18 protein-coding genes and 1 pseudogene are annotated in these 18,258 nt (G+C 73.2%); 10 read left to right on the top strand and 9 right to left on the bottom strand.

The genetic code is table 11. The features are described 5' to 3' along the window. Positions 1–472: 472 nt before the first annotated feature. Genes OG485_RS11690 through OG485_RS11680 form a run of 3 tightly spaced genes read left to right on the top strand, consistent with a single transcriptional unit; the run spans position 473 to position 3,072 of the window. Positions 473–1,216 (top strand): NUDIX hydrolase, encoded by a 744-nt coding sequence (locus OG485_RS11690; RefSeq protein ID WP_328668032.1) that lies wholly within the window; start codon positions 473–475, stop codon positions 1,214–1,216. An 11-nt stretch (positions 1,217–1,227) separates the two neighbouring features. After that, entirely contained in the window at positions 1,228–2,250 is a 1,023-nt protein-coding gene (locus OG485_RS11685) for an ADP-ribosylglycohydrolase family protein (protein WP_328668030.1), read from the top strand. Positions 2,251–2,253: 3 nt separating this feature from the next. Beyond that, positions 2,254–3,072, top strand: coding sequence for a nucleotidyltransferase domain-containing protein (locus tag OG485_RS11680; RefSeq protein ID WP_328668029.1), 819 nt, complete (start codon positions 2,254–2,256; stop codon positions 3,070–3,072). Here OG485_RS11680 and OG485_RS11675 read toward each other — a convergent pair. The 4 genes from OG485_RS11675 to OG485_RS11660 form a co-directional block, all read right to left on the bottom strand. Then, the gene (locus OG485_RS11675) at positions 3,040–3,693 is read right to left on the bottom strand and encodes a nucleotidyltransferase domain-containing protein (RefSeq protein ID WP_443048910.1); all 654 of its coding nucleotides are present in this window, start codon (positions 3,691–3,693) and stop codon (positions 3,040–3,042) included. The two genes, OG485_RS11680 and OG485_RS11675, sit on opposite strands and share 33 nt — an antisense overlap. Positions 3,694–3,876: 183 nt before the next feature. Continuing rightward, positions 3,877–4,287 carry a Rieske (2Fe-2S) protein gene (locus OG485_RS11670; RefSeq protein ID WP_328668027.1) on the bottom strand — a complete coding sequence of 137 codons (411 nt, stop codon included), beginning with the start codon at positions 4,285–4,287 and terminating at the stop codon, positions 3,877–3,879. Next, positions 4,284–4,868 (bottom strand): DUF6529 family protein, encoded by a 585-nt coding sequence (locus OG485_RS11665; protein WP_326788647.1) that lies wholly within the window; start codon positions 4,866–4,868, stop codon positions 4,284–4,286. Before OG485_RS11665 ends, OG485_RS11670 begins: the two co-directional genes overlap by 4 nt. Positions 4,869–4,894: 26 nt before the next feature. Continuing rightward, complete coding sequence (locus OG485_RS11660; RefSeq protein WP_328668025.1) at positions 4,895–5,572, bottom strand: hypothetical protein; 678 nt, start codon at positions 5,570–5,572, stop codon at positions 4,895–4,897. Positions 5,573–5,824: 252 nt separating this feature from the next. Between OG485_RS11660 and aroH the strand changes: the two genes are divergently transcribed. From aroH to der, 5 genes are all read left to right on the top strand, one after another. Then, complete coding sequence (gene aroH, locus OG485_RS11655; protein WP_328454065.1) at positions 5,825–6,187, top strand: chorismate mutase; 363 nt, start codon at positions 5,825–5,827, stop codon at positions 6,185–6,187. Next, positions 6,184–7,269, top strand: a complete 1,086-nt coding sequence (locus OG485_RS11650) for a prephenate dehydrogenase (RefSeq protein ID WP_328668022.1) — start codon at positions 6,184–6,186, stop codon at positions 7,267–7,269. The genes aroH and OG485_RS11650 overlap by 4 nt, the downstream gene beginning before the upstream one ends. Before the next feature lie 138 nt (positions 7,270–7,407). Further along, positions 7,408–8,103, top strand: a complete 696-nt coding sequence (gene cmk, locus OG485_RS11645; RefSeq protein WP_328668020.1) for a (d)CMP kinase — start codon at positions 7,408–7,410, stop codon at positions 8,101–8,103. A 53-nt stretch (positions 8,104–8,156) separates the two neighbouring features. Beyond that, positions 8,157–8,774 (top strand): lysophospholipid acyltransferase family protein, encoded by a 618-nt coding sequence (locus tag OG485_RS11640; RefSeq protein ID WP_328674324.1) that lies wholly within the window; start codon positions 8,157–8,159, stop codon positions 8,772–8,774. A gap of 77 nt (positions 8,775–8,851) precedes the next feature. Next, positions 8,852–10,330: a ribosome biogenesis GTPase Der gene (der, locus tag OG485_RS11635; RefSeq protein WP_326788652.1), complete on the top strand. Its 1,479-nt coding sequence runs from the start codon at positions 8,852–8,854 to the stop codon at positions 10,328–10,330. Positions 10,331–10,408: 78 nt separating this feature from the next. Here the strand turns inward: der and OG485_RS11630 are convergent, their stop codons facing one another. Further along, complete coding sequence (locus OG485_RS11630; protein WP_328668017.1) at positions 10,409–10,753, bottom strand: hypothetical protein; 345 nt, start codon at positions 10,751–10,753, stop codon at positions 10,409–10,411. 275 nt (positions 10,754–11,028) lie between these two features. Continuing rightward, positions 11,029–11,808 (bottom strand): hypothetical protein, encoded by a 780-nt coding sequence (locus OG485_RS11625; protein WP_328668015.1) that lies wholly within the window; start codon positions 11,806–11,808, stop codon positions 11,029–11,031. Between the two features lie 534 nt (positions 11,809–12,342). On the opposite strand from OG485_RS11625, the gene OG485_RS11620 reads away from it, so the two are divergent. Next, a complete protein-coding gene (locus OG485_RS11620) occupies positions 12,343–13,047 on the top strand; it encodes a transglycosylase family protein (protein WP_328668013.1) in 705 nt (234 codons plus the stop codon). A 201-nt stretch (positions 13,048–13,248) separates the two neighbouring features. Then, on the top strand, positions 13,249–13,947 hold the full coding sequence (locus tag OG485_RS11615) for a LysM peptidoglycan-binding domain-containing protein (protein WP_328668011.1): 699 nt from the start codon (positions 13,249–13,251) through the stop codon (positions 13,945–13,947). On the opposite strand, the gene OG485_RS11610 is transcribed toward OG485_RS11615, so the two are convergent. The 3 genes and pseudogenes from OG485_RS11610 to OG485_RS11600 all read right to left on the bottom strand — a co-directional run. Next, positions 13,835–14,563 carry an ATP-binding cassette domain-containing protein gene (locus OG485_RS11610; protein ID WP_328668009.1) on the bottom strand — a complete coding sequence of 243 codons (729 nt, stop codon included), beginning with the start codon at positions 14,561–14,563 and terminating at the stop codon, positions 13,835–13,837. The two genes, OG485_RS11615 and OG485_RS11610, sit on opposite strands and share 113 nt — an antisense overlap. Further along, positions 14,560–17,529, bottom strand: coding sequence for an ABC transporter permease subunit (locus OG485_RS11605; RefSeq protein ID WP_328668006.1), 2,970 nt, complete (start codon positions 17,527–17,529; stop codon positions 14,560–14,562). Before OG485_RS11605 ends, OG485_RS11610 begins: the two co-directional genes overlap by 4 nt. Positions 17,530–17,675: 146 nt before the next feature. Further along, positions 17,676–18,149, bottom strand: a pseudogene (locus OG485_RS11600) (hypothetical protein); the annotation flags it as partial. Between the last annotated feature and the right edge of the window lie 109 nt (positions 18,150–18,258).

Raw genomic sequence — 18,258 nt, 5'->3', positions numbered from 1 at the left:
GACATCCCGCGCGTGACACGGCCGGTCCCGGAACTTCTCCGGGGCCGGCCGATTCGTTCTCGGCTCCCCGCCGGTCTTACCGCATGCTCGGCTCGGCCGAGACGCCGAGGGCCTCGTGCGGGAGACGTATCTGCGGGCCTGGCGGTCCTGCTAGGGGTACGAGGGACGGGCCTCCCCGCGCACCCGGCTCTACGGGATCGCCGCCAACGCGCGTCTGACGGCCCTGGAGGGGCGGGGGTGCCGTCCCCCGGCCCGCCGGGCCCGGCGGGCCGGGAGACGCGCCCGAGGAGCCGCTGCGGGCCCCGCAGCGGACATCCCCTGGCTCCAGCCCCTGCCCGACACGCTCGTCGCCCCGGTGGCCGGCGGCGTCGCGAGCCACAACCGCACCGGCCGAAAGCCTTGTTGACACCCCCCGCTCCCTTTATAGTCGTAATGACCATGGTCAAGGTGACCATAAAAAGGGGGCGCGAGGGTGGCGACAGGGGAAGGCCGCGCGCCCGGGGGTGAGGCACCCGAGGGCTACGACAAATACGCCTTCGAGCCCTTCGCCGTCACCGTCGACCTGGCAGTCCTGACCGTACGCGCGGGCGCACTCCAGGTCCTGCTGATCGAGCGGGGCCGGGAACCGTACGCCGGCCACTGGGCCCTGCCCGGCGGCTTCGTGCTGCCCCACGAGTCCGCCGAGACGGCCGCACGGCGTGAACTCGCCGAGGAGACCGGCCTGTCGGACCTCTCGGGACTCCACCTGGAGCAGCTGCGCACCTACAGCGAACCCGACCGCGACCCCCGTATGCGGGTCGTCTCCGTCGCGTTCGCCGCGCTGCTGCCCGACCCGCCCGAACCGCACGGCGGCGGCGACGCGGCGCAGGCCCGGTGGCTGCCGTTCGACGCGCTCGGCCCGCTCGCCTTCGACCACGACCGGATCCTGGCCGACGCCCATGAACGCGTGGGCGCCAAGCTGGAGTACTCCTGTCTCGCCACGTCCTTCTGCCCGCCCGAGTTCACCCTCGGAGAGCTTCAGCACGTCTACGAGACGGTGTGGGGCACCACGCTCGACCGGCCCAACTTCCGGCGCAAGGTCCTCGCCACGCCGGGGTTCGTCGAACAGGTCCCCGGTGCCGCACGCCTGACCGGCGGCCGCGGCAAACCCGCCGCCCTCTACCGCGCGGGCGGCGCCAAGGTTCTGCACCCACCACTGCTGCGTCCCACCTCGTAAGGACGGCCCCGATGACCAGCACGACCCTGACCAAGCGCGCAGCCACCGGTTCCCTCATCGGCCTGGCCCTCGGCGACGCGCTCGGTTTCCCCACCGAGTTCAGCACCGTGCCCGCCATCCTCGAGAAATGCGGCCCCTGGCGGCAGATGGCGCTGCCCAGGCCCGCGATCGTCACCGACGACACCCAGATGACCCTGGCGCTGGCCAGCGGACTGCGCACCGCCATGGACCGCGGACTGCTGGGCCCGCTGCGGATGGAACGGCCGGTCCGCGAGGAGTTCGTGGACTGGTACCAGTCACCCGAGAACAACCGGGCCCCCGGCCGGACCTGCCTGACCGCCTGCAACCTCCTCAAGGACGGGAACCTCCGCTGGCAGGAGGCCAGCCAGACCGGTTCCAAGGGCTGCGGCGCCAACATGCGCGTGGCGCCCGTCGGGCTCGCCCGCGGACTCAGCGACGAACAGCGCGCCGGAGCCGCCCAGCTCCAGGCCGCGCTCACCCACGGCCACCCCACCGCGCTCGCCGCCTCGGACCTCACCGCGCACACCGTCCGGCTGCTCTCCCAGGGCGCCCGGCCCGCGGAACTGATCGGCCTGCTGCTCGCGTACGCGCACGAGAACCGGCACCGCTACCACTCCCGCTGGCTCGGCGACCTGTGGACCTTCTGCCACGACGCCACACCCGAGGCGTACATCTCCCGCGGCTGGGACGAGTGCATCGCCGTCCTGGACAACCTCCGCCAGGCCGTGCGGACCGCGTCGCCCGAGGACGACCCCTGCCTGGCCACCGGTGAGGGCTGGATCGCCGAGGAGGCGTTCGCCACCGGCCTGCTGTGCTTCCTGATGTTCGTCGACGAACCCGTCACCGCGCTGCGCCGGGCCGCCTGCACCTCGGGCGACTCCGACTCCATCGCCTGCCTGACCGGGGCGTTCGCGGGCGCCCACCACGGCTCCGAGGCCTGGCCGACCGACTGGGCCGACCGCGTCGAGTACCAGAGCGACCTCATGTCGCTGGGGGCGCTCTGGGATGCTTGAGCCATGACAGACGTCCTCGGTCCCGGCGCCGACCTCGCGAGCGTGGTGGGCGAACAGCCCGACCCCGTGCTCTTCGCGACCGTCTCCGGAGCGCACCTGTACGGCTTCCCGTCCCGCGACTCCGATGTCGACCTGCGCGGTGTCCATATGCTGCCGACGGCCGCCCTCGTCGGGCTGGGCGAGCCGGAGGAGACCCGCTCGCGCATGTGGTTCCGGGACGGGACCGAGATGGACCTGGTCACCCACGACCTGCGCAAGTTCGTACGCCTCATGCTGCGGCGCAACGGCTATGTGCTGGAGCAGCTCCTGTCGCCGCTGGTCGTGCGCACGAGCGACGAACACCGTGAGCTGATCTCGCTCGCCCCCGATGTCGTCACCCGTCACCACGCCCACCACTACCGGGGGTTCGCGTCCACGCAGTGGCGGCTCTTCGAGAAGAGCGGCGAACTCAAGCCGCTGCTCTACACGTTCCGTGTGCTGCTCACCGGCATCCACCTCATGCGCAGCGGCGAGGTGCAGGCCGATCTGCCCACGCTGGCCGGGCAGATCGCCTCTCCCGCCTATCTCGCGGACCTGATCGCCGCGAAGGCGGAACGGGAGCACGGGCCCGCGGACATCCCGCGCGCTCGTGCGGAGGAGGACGTGGAGCGGCTGCACGTACTCCTCGACGAGGCGCAGGAGGCCTCCGAACTGCCGGACGCCGCCTCCGCGTACGACGCTCTGCACGCCTTCGTGGTCAGGGTCCGGCTGGACGGGTTCGGGGGAGGCCAGGACGTGGTCCCGGGAGGACTAGCGGTCCCGGGCGGTCTCCCGGAGCGCTGAGGCCCGGCGGACCCGGATCAGGAAGTCCTCGACGCGCGCGGTGTCGGGTTCGGGCGGGAGCGGGCTGCCGACGGCCGCCTCGTCGGCCTCCGTCGCCAGCCGGACCATCCAGTGCTCGACCTCGCTCCAGGGCACCTCGCCCCGCTTCACCGCGAGCAGCGGCTCGCGCTGCTCCCCGACCTCGATCGTCAGGGAGCCGGTGCGCAGCAGATCGCGCGCACTCGTGAGCAGGCGCAGCAGATGCATGGCGTGCTTCCAGCGCGGGGCGCCGTGCGTACGGACGTCGGCCTCCAGCTTCTTGCGCTGGCCCAGGGCGTAGCGGGTGAACGTCTCGTGCGCCTGACGGGAGAGGAAGGCCTGGCGCAGGTCGAGGAGTTCGCGGCCGGTGTCGTCCACGTGCTCGACGAGCGGGGAGTGCAGGCACTCCAGGATGTTCGGGTTGGCGCGCAGCGCGAGCGCGCAGAACCGCTCCAGTTCCCAGCTGAACTGCTCCGGCGCCGGGCCCTCGACATGGGTCGGAGGTTTCTCGAAGCGCCAGAACAGCGCGGTCGGGGCGAGGAAGACGCCCCGGAGGTCCGTGTCACTGCCGTCCGTGGCCAGTCCGAAGGCGCGTGACCCCATCACGCAGGAGTAGACCGTGTGGTCCCGCACCAAGGGGATCCCGGCCTCCGGTATCGCCGGGGCGGGCGGGCCGGACGGCACGGGCGACCCCGCGAGAGCGGGGGACGCCGGCTGTGCCGGACCTGTCGGGGCCGCGTGGGGCACGGGGGCTTCGGAGCGCATGTCCGGAGCCTACGGGCCCTCTCACGCCAGGCGGATCGAGTTTCCCTCCACCGTGATCTTCTCCGCGGGCAGCGGACGCGGCGCGGGACCGGCCTTCACCGCCCCGTCCTCGACACTGAACTTGCTGCCGTGGCAGGGGCAGTCGATGGTGCCGTCCGCGACCTTGTTCACCGTGCAGCCCGCGTGCGTACAGATCGCCGAGAAGGCCTTGAAGTCGCCCTTCGCCGGCTGGGTGACCACGACCTTCTGGTCCTTGAAGACCGTGCCTCCGCCGACCGGGATGTCACTCGTCGTGGCGAGCTGCTGTCCGCTGGACGCCTTCGGCGACTCGTCCGGGGAACTGCTCTTGTCGCCGTACTCGCTGCACCCCGCGAGCAGCGCGGACGTCCCCGCGGCGAGGATCACGGTGCGCCGCGTCGAGGGGTGGGTCATGTCGTCACTCCGAACGTACGGAAGAACCAGAAGGCGGATGTCAGCCAGACGGCGGTGAGCACGGCGAAGACGAGTCCGCCGACGACGGGCAGCAGCCAGCCGGGCAGGCGCTCCGAGCGGAGCAGCAGCATCTTGGCACTGAAGGCACCGAAGAAGAAGCACCCCAGGAGCGAGTGCCACATGACGCGTGTGCTGTACGTCTGATAGCCCAACGCGTACAGACAGTGGACCGCGACCGGTACCGCCACCAGGAACGCGATCCGTCCCGACCACCGGTGCAGCCTCGCCGCCCAGCCCGGGCCCGGCAGCTTCCCGTACATCATGAGCGCCGAGACGAGCTGGACGAGGGCGAAGAAGAACGCCGTCGTCGCCAGCCAGGACTTCACGGCGCCCGTGCTGCTGAAACCGGCGAGGTTGAAGGCCGTTCCCGTGGGGTCGTGGACCTTGCCGTAGACACCGAGGCCGACCGCGACGGCCGCGGCGACCAGGGCCGGGACGAGGTAGCGGGCCGCGTCGGCGCGGCCGTGGCCGGGCGGCGGGGAGGGGAAGCCCTGGGTGGCGGCGTTCGGGTCCACGGTCATGAACGGCTCCCGGTGGAAAGAGGCGGTCAGGGGGTGACAGGGCGGGCGATGATCTTCTGGCCGTCGATCGTCACGGCGCCGGTCTCCGGGTCGATCGACGGTGCCGCCGAAGGGGTGCCGTCGCGCTCGACGACGCCGACCTGCCGTCCGCCGGGCAGCACGATCCAGCCGCCGTCGACCTTCGCGCCGCGCACGGTGGCCGTCGCCCGGTACAGGCCGGAGGGCTTGACGGCCCTGTCGGCCGTGAAGGCGTACCGCTGCCCGCCGACGTCGGCGGTGCCGCGGATCAGTTTGCCGCCCTGGAGGGTTCCGTTCAGCTCGTCGCCGTGACTGCCCGTGAGCTTCATGGTCCCGTCGTCCTCGACGGCACCCTTCAGCCAGGACTCCTTGTCGTGCCCGTCGCAGAAGTACGCGATCGCCTTGCCGCCCCGCAGGGAGACCGCGACCGCCGAGGTGTCGTCGTCGGTACGGCCCGCGTAGTCGGCGTTGGGAACGGCGCTGCGGGACGGCGAGGGGCTCGGCGGGAGGCTCGGCGACGGCGAGGTCGAGCCCGGTGGCGTGGTGGCCGACACCGAGACGTCCGGCGACGCCTCCCCGTACGGGTTCGACGTGCTCTTCGTCCCCGTCGTCGCGTTGAGCGTCAGCAGGAACACGGCGAACACCAGCCCCGCGAGGAGGGTGAGAAGGGGCCCTGGTCGTTTCATCCGGTCCTCCCCTGGGCGGTCTCCTGCCATGAGAGCGGACACGCGCGCCCGCGTCCAGAGGCACACGGGCGCATTCTCGCCAGAAGCAGTGGAATGGGGCGATTCGGGTGACATCGACGCGTCCGGGCAGCCGGTCCCGGTTGGATCCCGCACCCGGCCCCGTCTCGTCAGGCGGGCGCCGCACACCGGCGCTCCGGGGCTGACTAGGCTGGTGTGACACGACGTGCACACTGATCCGTGAGGAGCATCACCGTGGCGGTACGAGCGGTCCGGGGCGCCGTCCAACTGGAACGGGACGAGGCCGGCCACATGGACGAGCAAGTCAGCGAGCTGCTCACCGCCATCCTGGAGCGCAACGCGCTCACCACGGACGACCTGATCAGCATCTGGTTCACCGCGACACCCGATCTGCACAGCGACTTCCCGGCCGCGGCGGCACGCAAGCTCGGCATCGTCGACGTCCCGCTGATCTGCGCGCAGGAGCTGGACATCGAGGGCGCGATGCCCCGGGTGGTCCGTGTTCTCGCCCACATCGAGTCCGACCGGCCGCGCGCCGAGGTCGTGCACGTCTACCTGGGCGCCGCGGGCGCGCTCCGCAAGGACATCGCCCAGTGAGGACCGCACTCGTCATCGGAACCGGGCTGATCGGCACGTCCGCGGCCCTCGCGCTCGCCTCCCGCGGCGTCGTCGTCCACCTCGCCGACCACGACCCGGAGCAGGCCCGTACGGCGGCCGCGCTCGGCGCCGGCACGGACGAGGCACCCGAGGGGCCCGTCGACCTCGCGATCGTCGCCGCACCGCCGGCGCACGTCGCCGCGACCCTCGCGGACGCCATGCGGCGCGGTCTCGCCCGCGGCTATCTCGACGTCGCCAGCGTCAAGGGCGGTCCCCGCCGCGAGCTGGAGGCGCTCGGCCTCGACCTCACCCCGTACATCGGCACACACCCCATGTCGGGCCGCGAGAAGTCCGGTCCGCTGGCCGCGAGCGGCGACCTCTTCGAGGGCCGGCCCTGGGTGCTCACCCCGACCCGGGACACGGACACCGAGGTTCTGAACCTCGCCCTGGAACTGGTGTCGCACTGCCGTGCCGTGCCCGTCGTCATGGACGCGGACGCCCACGACCGGGCTGTGGCGCTCGTCTCGCACATGCCCCACCTGGTGTCCAGCATGGTCGCCGCGCGCCTGGAGCACGCGGAGGAGACGGCGGTGCGGCTCTGCGGGCAGGGCATCCGCGATGTGACGCGGATCGCGGCCTCCGACCCCCGGATGTGGATCGACATCCTCTCCGCGAACCCGGGCCCCGTCGCCGACCTCCTCGCGGACGTCTCCGCCGACCTCGGCGAGACGGTCCAGGCCCTGCGTGCCCTCCAGTCCTCCGACGAGGTCAAGCGCCGCGAGGGCGCCACGGGCATCGAGGACGTCCTGCGCCGCGGCAACGCGGGCCAGGTCCGTGTCCCCGGCAAGCACGGCTCCGCGCCGCGTACCTACGAAGTCGTGGCCGTTCTCATCGACGACCAGCCCGGTCAGCTCGCCCGCATCTTCGCCGACGCGGGGATGGCCGGCGTCAACATCGAGGACGTGCGCATCGAGCACGCGACCGGTCAGCAGGCCGGTCTGGTGCAGCTGATGGTGGAGCCGAAGGCGGTGCCGGTGCTCGGCGCGGCACTGCGGGAGCGGGGCTGGGCGCTGCGCCAGTGAGACGGCCGCCGGGAAGGGCCGGCGATACCGCCGCCGGGAAGGGCCAGTAATACGGGGTCCGCGGGGCCGGTAACCTTGTGCGGGGCGCGATCGCGTCCCGCAGAGACCTCCACCCCGCACCAGGAAGGTGTTCCCACCGTGGACAACGGCGCCGCCCGTACCGCTCCGGCTGTGATTGTCGCCATCGACGGCCCCTCCGGCACGGGCAAGTCGAGCACCTCGAAGGCCGTGGCCGCGAAGCTCGGTCTGAGCTACCTGGACACCGGGGCGCAGTACCGCGCCATCACGTGGTGGATGGTCAGCAACGACATCGACATCACGGACCCCTCCGCGATCGCCGCCGCCGCGGGCAAGCCGGAGATCATCTCCGGTACCGACCCGGCCGAGCCGACCATCACGGTCGACGGGACCGACGTCGCCGGCCCGATCCGTACGCAGGAGGTCACCTCCAAGGTCAGCGCGGTCAGCGCCGTCCCCGAGGTGCGTGCCCGGATCACCGAGCTGCAGCGCACCCTCGCCGGGTCCGCGCCCGCCGGCATAGTGGTCGAGGGCCGCGACATCGGCACCACCGTGCTGCCCGACGCCGATCTGAAGATCTTCCTCACCGCTTCCCCGGAGGCGCGTGCCGCCCGGCGCAGCGGTGAGCTGAAGGGCGCGGACATCGACGCGACCCGTGAGGCGCTGGTCAAGCGGGACGCGGCCGACTCCAGCCGCAAGACCTCCCCCCTCGCCAAGGCGGACGACGCGGTCGAGGTGGACACCTCCGACCTCACGCTCCAGCAGGTCATCGAGTGCGTCGTCACCCTTGTCGAGGAGAAGCGGGACGCCAAGTGACCGCACCCTCCGCGAGACGTGCCGAGGTCGGGCGCCGGATCGGCGTCGGCCTGATGTACGGGCTGTGGAAGCCGCGCGTGCTCGGCGCCTGGAAGGTCCCCGCGACCGGCCCGGCGATCCTGGCCGTGAACCACTCCCACAACATCGACGGGCCGATGGTCATGGGCGTCGCGCCCAGGCCCACCCACTTCCTGATCAAGAAGGAAGCGTTCGTCGGCCCGCTCGACCCGTTCCTGCTCGGCATCGGCCAGCTGAAGGTCGACCGGGAGATCGCCGACCGCGCCGCCATCACCGACGCCCTCGGCGTCCTGGCGTCCGGCGGAGTCCTCGGGATCTTTCCCGAGGGCACCCGGGGCGAGGGCGACTTCGCCTCGCTGCGGGCCGGGCTCGCGTACTTCGCGGTGCGCAGCGGAGCCCCGATCGTCCCGGTGGCGGTGCTGGGAAGCTCCGAGCGGGCCAGCCGGCTGACCAAGGCGCTGCCCCCGCTGCGCAGCAGGGTCGACGTCGTCTTCGGCGACCCCTTCGAAGCGGGCGACGGCAGCGGCCGGCGCACGCGACAGGCGCTGGACGAGGCCACCGGCCGGATCCAGAAGCAGCTCAGCGCCCACCTGGACGAGGCCATGCGTCTGACAGGACGCCGGGAAAACGCCGGGCGCCCCGCCGGGCGTTAGGCGACACTTAGTAGTGGATCACCCGGTTTACGGGTGGTCCACCGATCACCACGAATGAACGACGAGGTACGGACTTCATGAACGACCACATCCAGCCCGACGGCTCGGCGGAACACGAGCACGGGGCGCTTGGCGATGCCGAGTACGCGGAGTTCATGGAGCTCGCCGCGGAAGAGGGCTTCGACATCCACGACGTCGAGGGCGCGATCGAGGAGGCGGGCCACGGCCCGCTGCCCGTTCTCGCCGTCGTCGGCCGCCCGAACGTCGGCAAGTCGACCCTGGTGAACCGCATCATCGGCCGCCGCGAGGCGGTCGTCGAGGACAAGCCCGGTGTCACCCGCGACCGCGTGACCTACGAGGCCGAGTGGGCGGGCCGCCGCTTCAAGCTCGTCGACACCGGCGGCTGGGAGCAGGACGTCCTCGGCATCGACGCGTCCGTCGCCGCGCAGGCGGAGTACGCGATCGAGGCCGCCGACGCGGTCGTCTTCGTCGTCGACGCCAAGGTCGGCGCGACCGACACCGACGAGGCGGTCGTACGCCTTCTCCGCAAGGCCGGCAAGCCCGTGATCCTGTGCGCCAACAAGGTCGACGGCATGAGCGGCGAGTCCGACGCCTCGTACCTCTGGGCCCTCGGTCTCGGCGAGCCGCACCCGGTCTCCGCGCTGCACGGCCGCGGCACCGGCGACATGCTCGACGCCGTCCTGGAGGCGCTGCCCGAGGCGCCGGCGCAGACCTTCGGCACCGCGGTCGGCGGACCCCGCCGCATCGCCCTCATCGGCCGCCCGAATGTCGGCAAGTCCTCGCTGCTGAACAAGGTGGCGAACGAGGACCGCGTCGTCGTCAACGAGATCGCGGGCACCACCCGTGACCCGGTCGACGAACTCATCGAACTCGGCGGCATCACCTGGAAGTTCGTCGACACGGCGGGCATCCGCAAGCGCGTCCACCTCCAGCAGGGCGCCGACTACTACGCCTCGCTGCGCACCGCCGCCGCCGTGGAGAAGGCGGAGGTCGCGGTCATCCTGATCGACGCGTCCGAGACCATCTCCGTGCAGGACCAGCGCATCGTCACCATGGCGGTCGACGCGGGCCGCGCCATCGTCCTCGCCTTCAACAAGTGGGACACCCTCGACGAGGAGCGCCGCTACTACCTGGAGCGGGAGATCGAGACCGAGCTCGCCCAGGTGGCCTGGGCGCCCCGGGTGAACGTCTCGGCCCGTACCGGCCGTCACATGGAGAAGCTCGTCCCGGCGATCGAGACGGCTCTGGACGGCTGGGAGACCCGCGTTCCGACCGGCCGTCTGAACGCCTTCCTCGGCGAGCTGGTCGCCGCCCACCCGCACCCGGTCCGCGGCGGCAAGCAGCCGCGCATCCTGTTCGGCACGCAGGCGGGCACCAAGCCGCCGCGGTTCGTGCTCTTCGCCTCCGGCTTCATCGAGCACGGCTACCGCCGCTTCATCGAGCGCCGGCTGCGTGAGGAGTTCGGCTTCGCGGGCACGCCGATCCACATCTCGGTGCGGGTGCGCGAGAAGCGCGGCGCGAACAAGAAGAAGTAACGCCCACGGGTGAAGCGTGAGGGGCGGCTCCCCCGGGGGAGCCGCCCCTCACGCTTCACCGCTCATGGATCTCGCCGCTCACAGGCCGCCCCTGCGCGGGGCGGGCGGGAGTGCGGCCGGGATGTGATGCATCCCCGTGCCGTGCTGGCGTGCGCCCGGCTGCCAGACGGCCGTCGTCGCCGTCGTGTGCCCGTGCTGTGCGGTGATCTGCCGGGCGGTCTGCGCTCCCGCGCTGTACGAGCTGTACGTGCCCGACGAGCTGAACGAGTTCGGACCGCGCCCGAGGATCCCGAAGGCCTTGAACTCCAGGTTCTCCTCACCGTGACGGTCGCCGGGCAGGGTCCTGAACGCTCTGATCCACTCGGCGTGGAGCGCGTCGTAGATCGGCGTGGCCGATGAGCCGCCCTGATGAGGGTCCTGCACCGGTCGCGACGCCGGCACCTCTCTGCTCGAACGGAGGGGGGAGCCGGAGGGAAGGACCGGCTGGAAGGGCCGGTGGCCGGGGACGTCGTAGGTGTGCACGTACGTGCCAACGACCCCACCGCCCAACGGATGCGGCCGGAGCGGTCATTTCGCGGGCCGTCCGGAGTGAGCGGCGCGCGCGGGGGCGCGGGGAAGCGCACGGGCACCCCTGAGTGGCCGGCGTCGGCCACCCGCCCGTGGTTCCCCGCCCCGCTCCGTCGGCTGTCCCGCCGTCCTCAGATACCGGCGAGCGGCATCGTCGCCGCGACCAGCTTGCCGTTGGCGGCCGCCTTGTCGAGCGCGTCGCGCAGCAGGTCCTCCCGGGGCTGACGGCCGATCGAGCCGACCGGCGCCGCGAACAGGAGCACCTGCTGGAGCTTGTTCGCGGCGGCGCGCCAGCTGTCGGTGACCTGGAGCGCCTGGTGGGCCTGCCACCAGGCGACGGGCGAGCCGCCGCCGGTGCCCGGCTGGAGCACGGCGTGCAGCTGGCCCGCCGCGAGCAGCACGGACCAGCCGTGCAGGACCGGCGGCACCGAGTTCAGTTCGATCGCGGGCATGAAGCCCTGCTCGATCAGCAGGGGCAGGAAGTCGTCGCCGATGTCGGTCGAGCCGGGTCGCACGATCGGGCCGGTCGGCTCGACGACGAGTGCCGGGTGCAGCTCGCCGTTGATCAGGACGAGTCCGCTGGTGACGCCGAGCACGGCCTGCTCGGGGGCGAAGGCGGGGTCGGTGGGCGCGCCGTCGGGGTGGATCGAGCGGACGGCGCCCTGGAGTTGTTCCTCGGTGACCTGCACGACCTGAGAGGGCAGGCAGGTGGAGTGGGCGAAGGCGAGGACGGCGGTCTCGTCGCCGATGAACAGGACGGTGCTGGTGCGCTCCTGTTCCGAGTCGCCCGGGGTGCGGCACGACGTGCAGTCGTAACTGCCGGGGGCGTTCTCTCCGGCGAGCAGCCGGTCGGCTTCTTCGTCGCCGATCTCGGCGCGTACGTCGTCGCTGACGTCGAGCATGCGCGGCACGGTGGCTCCTCGGGATGCGGTGCGTGGCGGTGCCGGGTGGCTCCCGGCCCATGAACCGGGGGTTCCCGGCTCATGAAGATGTCAACGGGTGATCTGTGGCCGGAGTCACGCCCGAGGGCGAACGGAATCGAACCATCCGACGCCCAGGGTGAAGGCGCCCCCGGAATCGGTTACTCCCAGTCAACTTCCGGAAGTACGGGGGAAGTTGACTGGGTGAAGTGGGTCACAGATCACAAGAGGCGAGGGTCGACAAATCCGGAAATCACCCAATGAAATGGGTGGCCGAAAATCGATGATACCCGCGGTAACCGCTAACTGGCCTCGAATGACAAGGAGTTGGTTGATATCGGGGCGCCGGGGTCCATAGATTCCTTCGCCGTGTGCAACGAGCACCGCTCGGGAACGTCCGCCGGCCGATCCGCTTCGGATCACAGCACGCCGCCGGTGGACGGGTCGGAGCGCGAGGGCAGCGTCCTATGCGCAGGTCACCGCGTCCCGTCCTGGGGGACCCCGGGTGTTTCGAGAGGGAAATACATGTCCGCATGTGCCGATAGCACTCACGAGAACGGTCACAAGGCTCGTACGGCGAACAGGACACGTACGACGGCGGTCCTCGCCGGGGCGGCACTGCTCGCCCCGCTCGGACTGCTCGCCGCGACCGGCGACGCCGCCGCGGCCGACAGTGGAGTGTGGGACCGCATCGCCCAGTGCGAGAGCGGCGGCAACTGGCACATCAACACCGGCAACGGCTACTACGGGGGGCTCCAGTTCTCCGCGGGCACCTGGCGCGCCTACGGCGGCACGGCGTACGCGCCGACCGCCGACAAGGCTTCCAGGAGCGCGCAGATAGCCGTCGCGACCAAGGTCCAGAGCGCACAGGGATGGGGCGCCTGGCCCACCTGCTCGGCCCGCGCCGGGGCCTACGGGGACGCGCCCGGCTCCTCGGGTTCCGGGCAGGCCGCCGGATCCGCGAGCACCGGGTCGGCCTCGAAGCCGGCGCACGAGCCGGCTCGGAAGTCCGTCCCGGCGAAGCGGGATGCGGCGAAGACGCCGGCCCGTACACCGGGCCACGTCGGCCGCGGCTCGTCCCGCGGCGACTACACCGTCCGCGAAGGCGACACCCTGAGTGCCATCGCCGCGCGGCACGGGACCACCTGGCGGAAGATCTACGCCGCCAACGAGTCCGTCATCGGCGGTGATCCCGACCTGATCGTGCCCGGCCAGCGGCTCGACATCTGAGCCACGCTCCCCCTCGTGCCGGGCACAGGGGTCTGCCGTTCGGATCAGGGGGCGCCGAGGCGCGGTGCACTGCCCCGCGTCCCGCCCCGTGATCCGGGCGACAGCCCCCGGGCCCCGCCCGGTCCTCCGACCGGGTGGGGCCCTGGGCGCGCCGGGCGCGGGCTGGGCGGGCGGGCGGGACGCGCTGCTTAGCGTGGCCCGATGTCCTTCATGCCGACCAGGCGGATTCCGCCCAGCACCCGCATCGCGTCCCGGCTTCCGAACGGACGTGCGCGGTACGCGGCCGTGGTCGCCGCCGTACTGGCCGCCCTCGTTCCCTGCGACGCGGACGCCGCGGCGCCGCCCCCGCTCCCGGGCCCCGGGTCAGCCCGGGGCGCCTCCGACTGCGCGAACGACGAGTGGCCCTGGACCTGTCTCGCCGAGTGCGAGAGCGGCGGCCGCTGGCACGCCAACACCGGGAACGGCTACTACGGCGGGCTCCAGTTCTGGCAGCCCACCTGGGTCCGGTTCGGCGGGCTCGCCTACGCTCCCCGCGCCGATCTCGCCACCCGCGCCCAGCAGATCAAGGTCGCCAAGAAGGTGCTGGCCGTCCAGGGCTGGGGTGCCTGGCCCGAATGTTCCAGGTCCTACGGACTGCAGGGCCCCTTCCACGTGGTGAAGACCGGCGAGACGCTCGCGTCGATCGCCCGCAAGTACCGGGTGACGGGCGGCTGGCAGACCCTCTACAACGTCAACAAGAAGAAGATCGGCGGCAGCCCCGACAGGCTGGCCAAGGGCGTCCAGCTCGTCATCCCGAAGGCGGCGGGCGCCTCCCGTACCGGGAGTCCCGCCCTGTTCGGCCCGCCCCTGAACCCGGCGGCCCACCGATCCGCGCCGCCGTCTCGGTGGCCTCTCCGCTGAACACGACCGCGCCACGGCGCAGTTCGTGGACGTACGTAGTCCGGCCCGCCCGCTCCCGCAGAGCCGGCGGCAGCCGCTGCTCGGCGATCACCACGCACGCGTCGAGAGCGCCCAGCAGCGCGTACGTCCGGGCCGCGACCGCCGGTGACATGCCCTGCGCGGGTTCGTCGGCGAGCACCACGCGCGCGCGGGCCGACAGGGCGCGGGAGAGGGCCAGCATGCGCTGTTCGCCGCCGGAGAGGGTGCCCGCCCGGCGGGGGAGGAGCGGCTCCAGCGGCGGGTAGGCCTCCAGCGCGGCCGCGAGGTCGGCCGCCCCGAGTTCCAGGTTCTCGCGGACGGTCAGGGAGCCGAACACCGCCCGGCGCTCCGGGACGAGGCACAGTCCGCGCCGGGCCCGCTCGAACGCGGGCAGCCGCGTCACGTCGGCGCCGTCCCAGACGACGGCGCCGGCCGCCAGCGGCACGGTCCCGGCGAGGGCGCGCAGCACGGTCGTACGGCCGGAGCCGTTGCGGCCCAGCAGCACGGTGAGGCCGGGGCCGGGGGCGACCAGACTCACGCCGTGCAGGGCCTCCAGGGGGCCGTAGCGTACGCGCGCGCCGCGCAGGGCGATGCTCATCCGCCGGTCCTCGTGTCCAGGACGCGGTCGGCGGGCCCCGAGGCGACGATCCGTCCGGCCGCCATGACGTGCACGGTGTGCGCCAGGTCGGCGACCAGATCGAGATCGTGCTCGACGACCAGGAGGGCCATGCCGTCCGCGGCCAGCGCCCGCAGCACCCGGGCCAGCGCGGCCACCTCGCCGGTGTCGAGACCGGCCGCGGGCTCGTCGAGCAGCAGCACCCGGGGGTTCCCGGCGAGCGCCCGGGCCAGTTCGACGCGCCGGAGCGTCCCGGTGGGCAGCCCCGCCGCGGGCAGTGACCGCACCGGCCCGTCGAGCCCGAGCAGCCGCAGCGCCCGCTCCGCCGCCCCCGGATCCGCGGTCCGGCCCTGCTCGGCGCCCACGCGCACGTTCTCGGCCACGGTCAGCGACGGGAAGACCGCCAGCTGCTGGAAGGTCCGTGCGATCCCCAGCCGCGTCCGCGTGTGCGCCGCGAGCCGTGTGATGTCCCGCCCTGCGAGCAGCACCTGTCCGCCCGAGGGGCGCAGCGTGCCCGCGAGACAGTGGAACAGGGTGCTCTTCCCGGCCCCGTTGGGCCCCACGACCGCGGTGACCCGGCCCGGCGGGACGTCGAGAGTCGCCCCGTCGAGCGCGGTGAACCCGCCATGGGCGACGCGGAGCCGGTGGGCGGTCAGCAACTGCCCGCCCACACTCCCGGACCGAACGCCTCCGCCGCCGGCCCGCGTCCGCACACCGACGCCTCCGGCGGACGAGGTGGACGCGGCCGACGCGGTTGCGCCCGCGCGGGGTCCGGGTTCCCGGCCGGTGCCGGTGGGTTCCGGGTGGCTCGGGTGGGGTTCGGTCTCCCGGCCGGTGCCGGCCGGCGCGGTGGGGCTCGGGCCCTGTCCGGCTTCTCGGCGCGGGTCGGTTCGGGTGGCAGGTCCCGGGCGTGGTGCGGCTTTCGGCCTGATGCCGGCCGGTGCTGCCGGACCTCGCCGGGGCCCGGGTTCCCCGCCGGTGCCGGTCACCGCGGTCGCCGCAGCCGCTGCGGCGCCCTCCGCCGCCATGGCGCCCTTCGTCGGCACGGCCCCCGGGCCCGCCGGAGGCCCGGGTGCTTCGAGGCCACCCCTGCCGGCGCTGCGCAGGTGCCGGCGGACCCTGACGCCCCTGGGCGTCAAGGTCGCCCGGGGGCGGAGCAGGAGCCGGGACGCCGCCGTGCGCAGGGCCTCGTACGGGCCCTCGGGGAAGCGGCCGACGAGGACGGCGAGGAGGCCGATCAGCGCGGCCGCCACCCCGCCCCGGGCCCCCGCGTCGAGCCCGACCAGCAGAGCCGCGGCGACGAGCGCGCCGAGGACACTGTCGGCGCCCAGCACGACGACCGCCGCGAACCAGAGCAGACTGCGGACCGGGTCGTACTGGGTGGCGTCGAAGGCACGCAGCCCCATGCCGAGCATGCCGCCGCCCAGCGCGGCCAGTGCGGCCCCCGCGACGAACGCGGTCAGTTTCAGCTCCGGGACACGGACGCCCGCCGCCGAGGCGCCCGCCTCGTGGTCCCGCATCGCGGCCAGGGCCCGGCCCGTCCGGCCCCGGCGCAGCGTGTGCGCGGCGAGCAGGGCGGCGGCCAGCAGGACGAGTTCGAGGACGTAGTACGCGCGGTCGCCGCCGAATCCGGCCGGGCGGTCCAGGGACAGACCGGACACCGCGTACGGCTGCGCGAAGACGAACCGGCTGACGCCCACGCCCACCGCGAAGGTGGCCACGGCGAGCGCCAGGCCGTGCCGTCCGATGGCCGGCCAGCCGGTCAGCACGCCGAGCGGGGCGACCAGCAGCACGGCCACCGCCAGCGCGGCCAGCTCGGGCAGCCGGGGCAGCCCCGGGAACCGGCCCGCGGCCAGCAGCGCCGTGAACAGGGCGCCCAGACCGGCGTACGCGGCCTGCCCCAGCGAGATCTGGCCGCCGCGGCCGGTGACCACGACCAGCGACAGCAGGACGACACCGAGCGCGGGCACCTGCACCGACGTGCGCAGGTCCGAGCCCGCGAACCCCAGGGGCAGCAGGAACAGCACGACGGCAACGGCCCAGGCCCCGGGCGGTGTCGGCACGCGGACCGCCGCCGGGCGCGGGAGCGCGTCACGGGTACCGATGCCGGGCAGTACGAGCGCGGCGACGAGCAGCGCGACCACGAAGAGGTTGGCGCCGACCGCCTGGAGCAGCGGCTCCGCCCAGCCCGTGGGATGCAGCCGGGTCAGCTGGCTCTGCGCCACCCCGATACCGAGCGCGACCACGATCGCCACCGGGAGGCTGCGCATCCGGGCCGCCACCGCGACCGCCATCACCTCGATGACGAGCAGCGGCAGGCCGTACGGGTCCAGCCGCACGTACGGCGCGAGGAGCACGCCCGTCAGGCCCGCCGTGAACGAGCCGAAGGCCCAGCCCGCCGCGGCCACCCGGTCCGCGTCGATACCGCCGAGCACCGCGAGCGGGCGGTCGTCGACGACCGCCCGCAGCTCCGTGCCGAAACGGGTCCAGCGTGTCACCGCGCCCACACCCGCGGCCAGTGCGACGGCCACCGCGAGCTGCCCCCACGGATCCGCCGACACCAGCGTCGGCGCGTCCGCCCGCGCGCCCGTGCCCCACACGAGCGCCGCCCCGCCGACCAGCAGCACGAAGACCCCGATGCTCGCGACCAGGGTCTGCGCCGGATCGCCGCCGAGAAGGGCCAGCGGCCGGAACACGCAGCGCTCCAGGGCCATCCCGATCGCCGGGGCCACCAGGAGCAGGGTCACCGACGCGCCGAGCGCGAGCGGCCAGCCCCACTCGACCGTGAACTGGCGCAGCAGATACGCGCACACCATCGCGATCGCGCCGTGCGCGAAGTTGAGCACACCGGTGGCGCGGTAGGTGACGATCAGCCCGATCCCGGTGAGCGCCGCGGCACCGCCGATCGACAGACCGGCCAGGGTGAGGTCGTACGTCAGCGAGGACATCGGGGAGGACCTCAGTCGTCGGGACCGGCGGAGGGACGCTCGGGGGCGGCCGGGCGATCGGGCGCGGACGGGCGATCGGGCGCGGACGGCCGTTCGGCGAGGGGCGGGCCCGCGGCGGCGGGGGAGGGCGGCTCGGCGGTGGAGGGGTCGTCCTCGGCGTCGGGCTCGCAGATCGGGCACGGTCCCAGGTCCCCGCTCGCGAGGACGCGCGAGTCGGCCGGCAGGGCCTCCGGCTTCCCGGCGACCAGCGGGCAGTCCGCGCGGTGGTACAGGGTGCCGCCGGGCACCATGAGGAGGTCGCCGCTGACGGCCACGGGCCCGGCCGCCGCCGGTCCCGGCTCCTCGGCGTCGGCGGCCCCGGCCGCCACCAGCAGCCCGTACAGCTCCTCGACGCGCGCCGCCGCCGAGGCGTTCCGGCCCTGGGCGAGGAGCACCGCGCCGGCGATGATCAGCGCGGCACCGGGCACCGTGCAGGAGGCGAGGTAGGGCAGCTGACGTTCCGCGTACCGCTCACCCGAGATGCCGTACCAGCCGATGACGCACAGCACCGCACCGGCGGCCAGCGCGGCCCAGCCGGCCCACTGGACGGGGTGCACGCTCCGCAGCCGAGCTGTCCGCATCCGGACTCCCACACGTCGGGTATCTGTCCATGTCAGCCGATGGCTTGCACTATGCCTTCTGGAAGCTGACCCTGAAAGCACCGGGCGCTTTCGGCCCGGACCGACACCC

The organism is Streptomyces sp. NBC_00328, from assembly GCF_036139655.1.
In the GTDB taxonomy this organism is placed as follows: Bacteria; Actinomycetota; Actinomycetes; order Streptomycetales; family Streptomycetaceae; genus Streptomyces.
The sequence above is the reverse complement of the archived record's forward strand: the minus strand, read 5'-3'. Positions and strand labels throughout refer to the sequence as shown.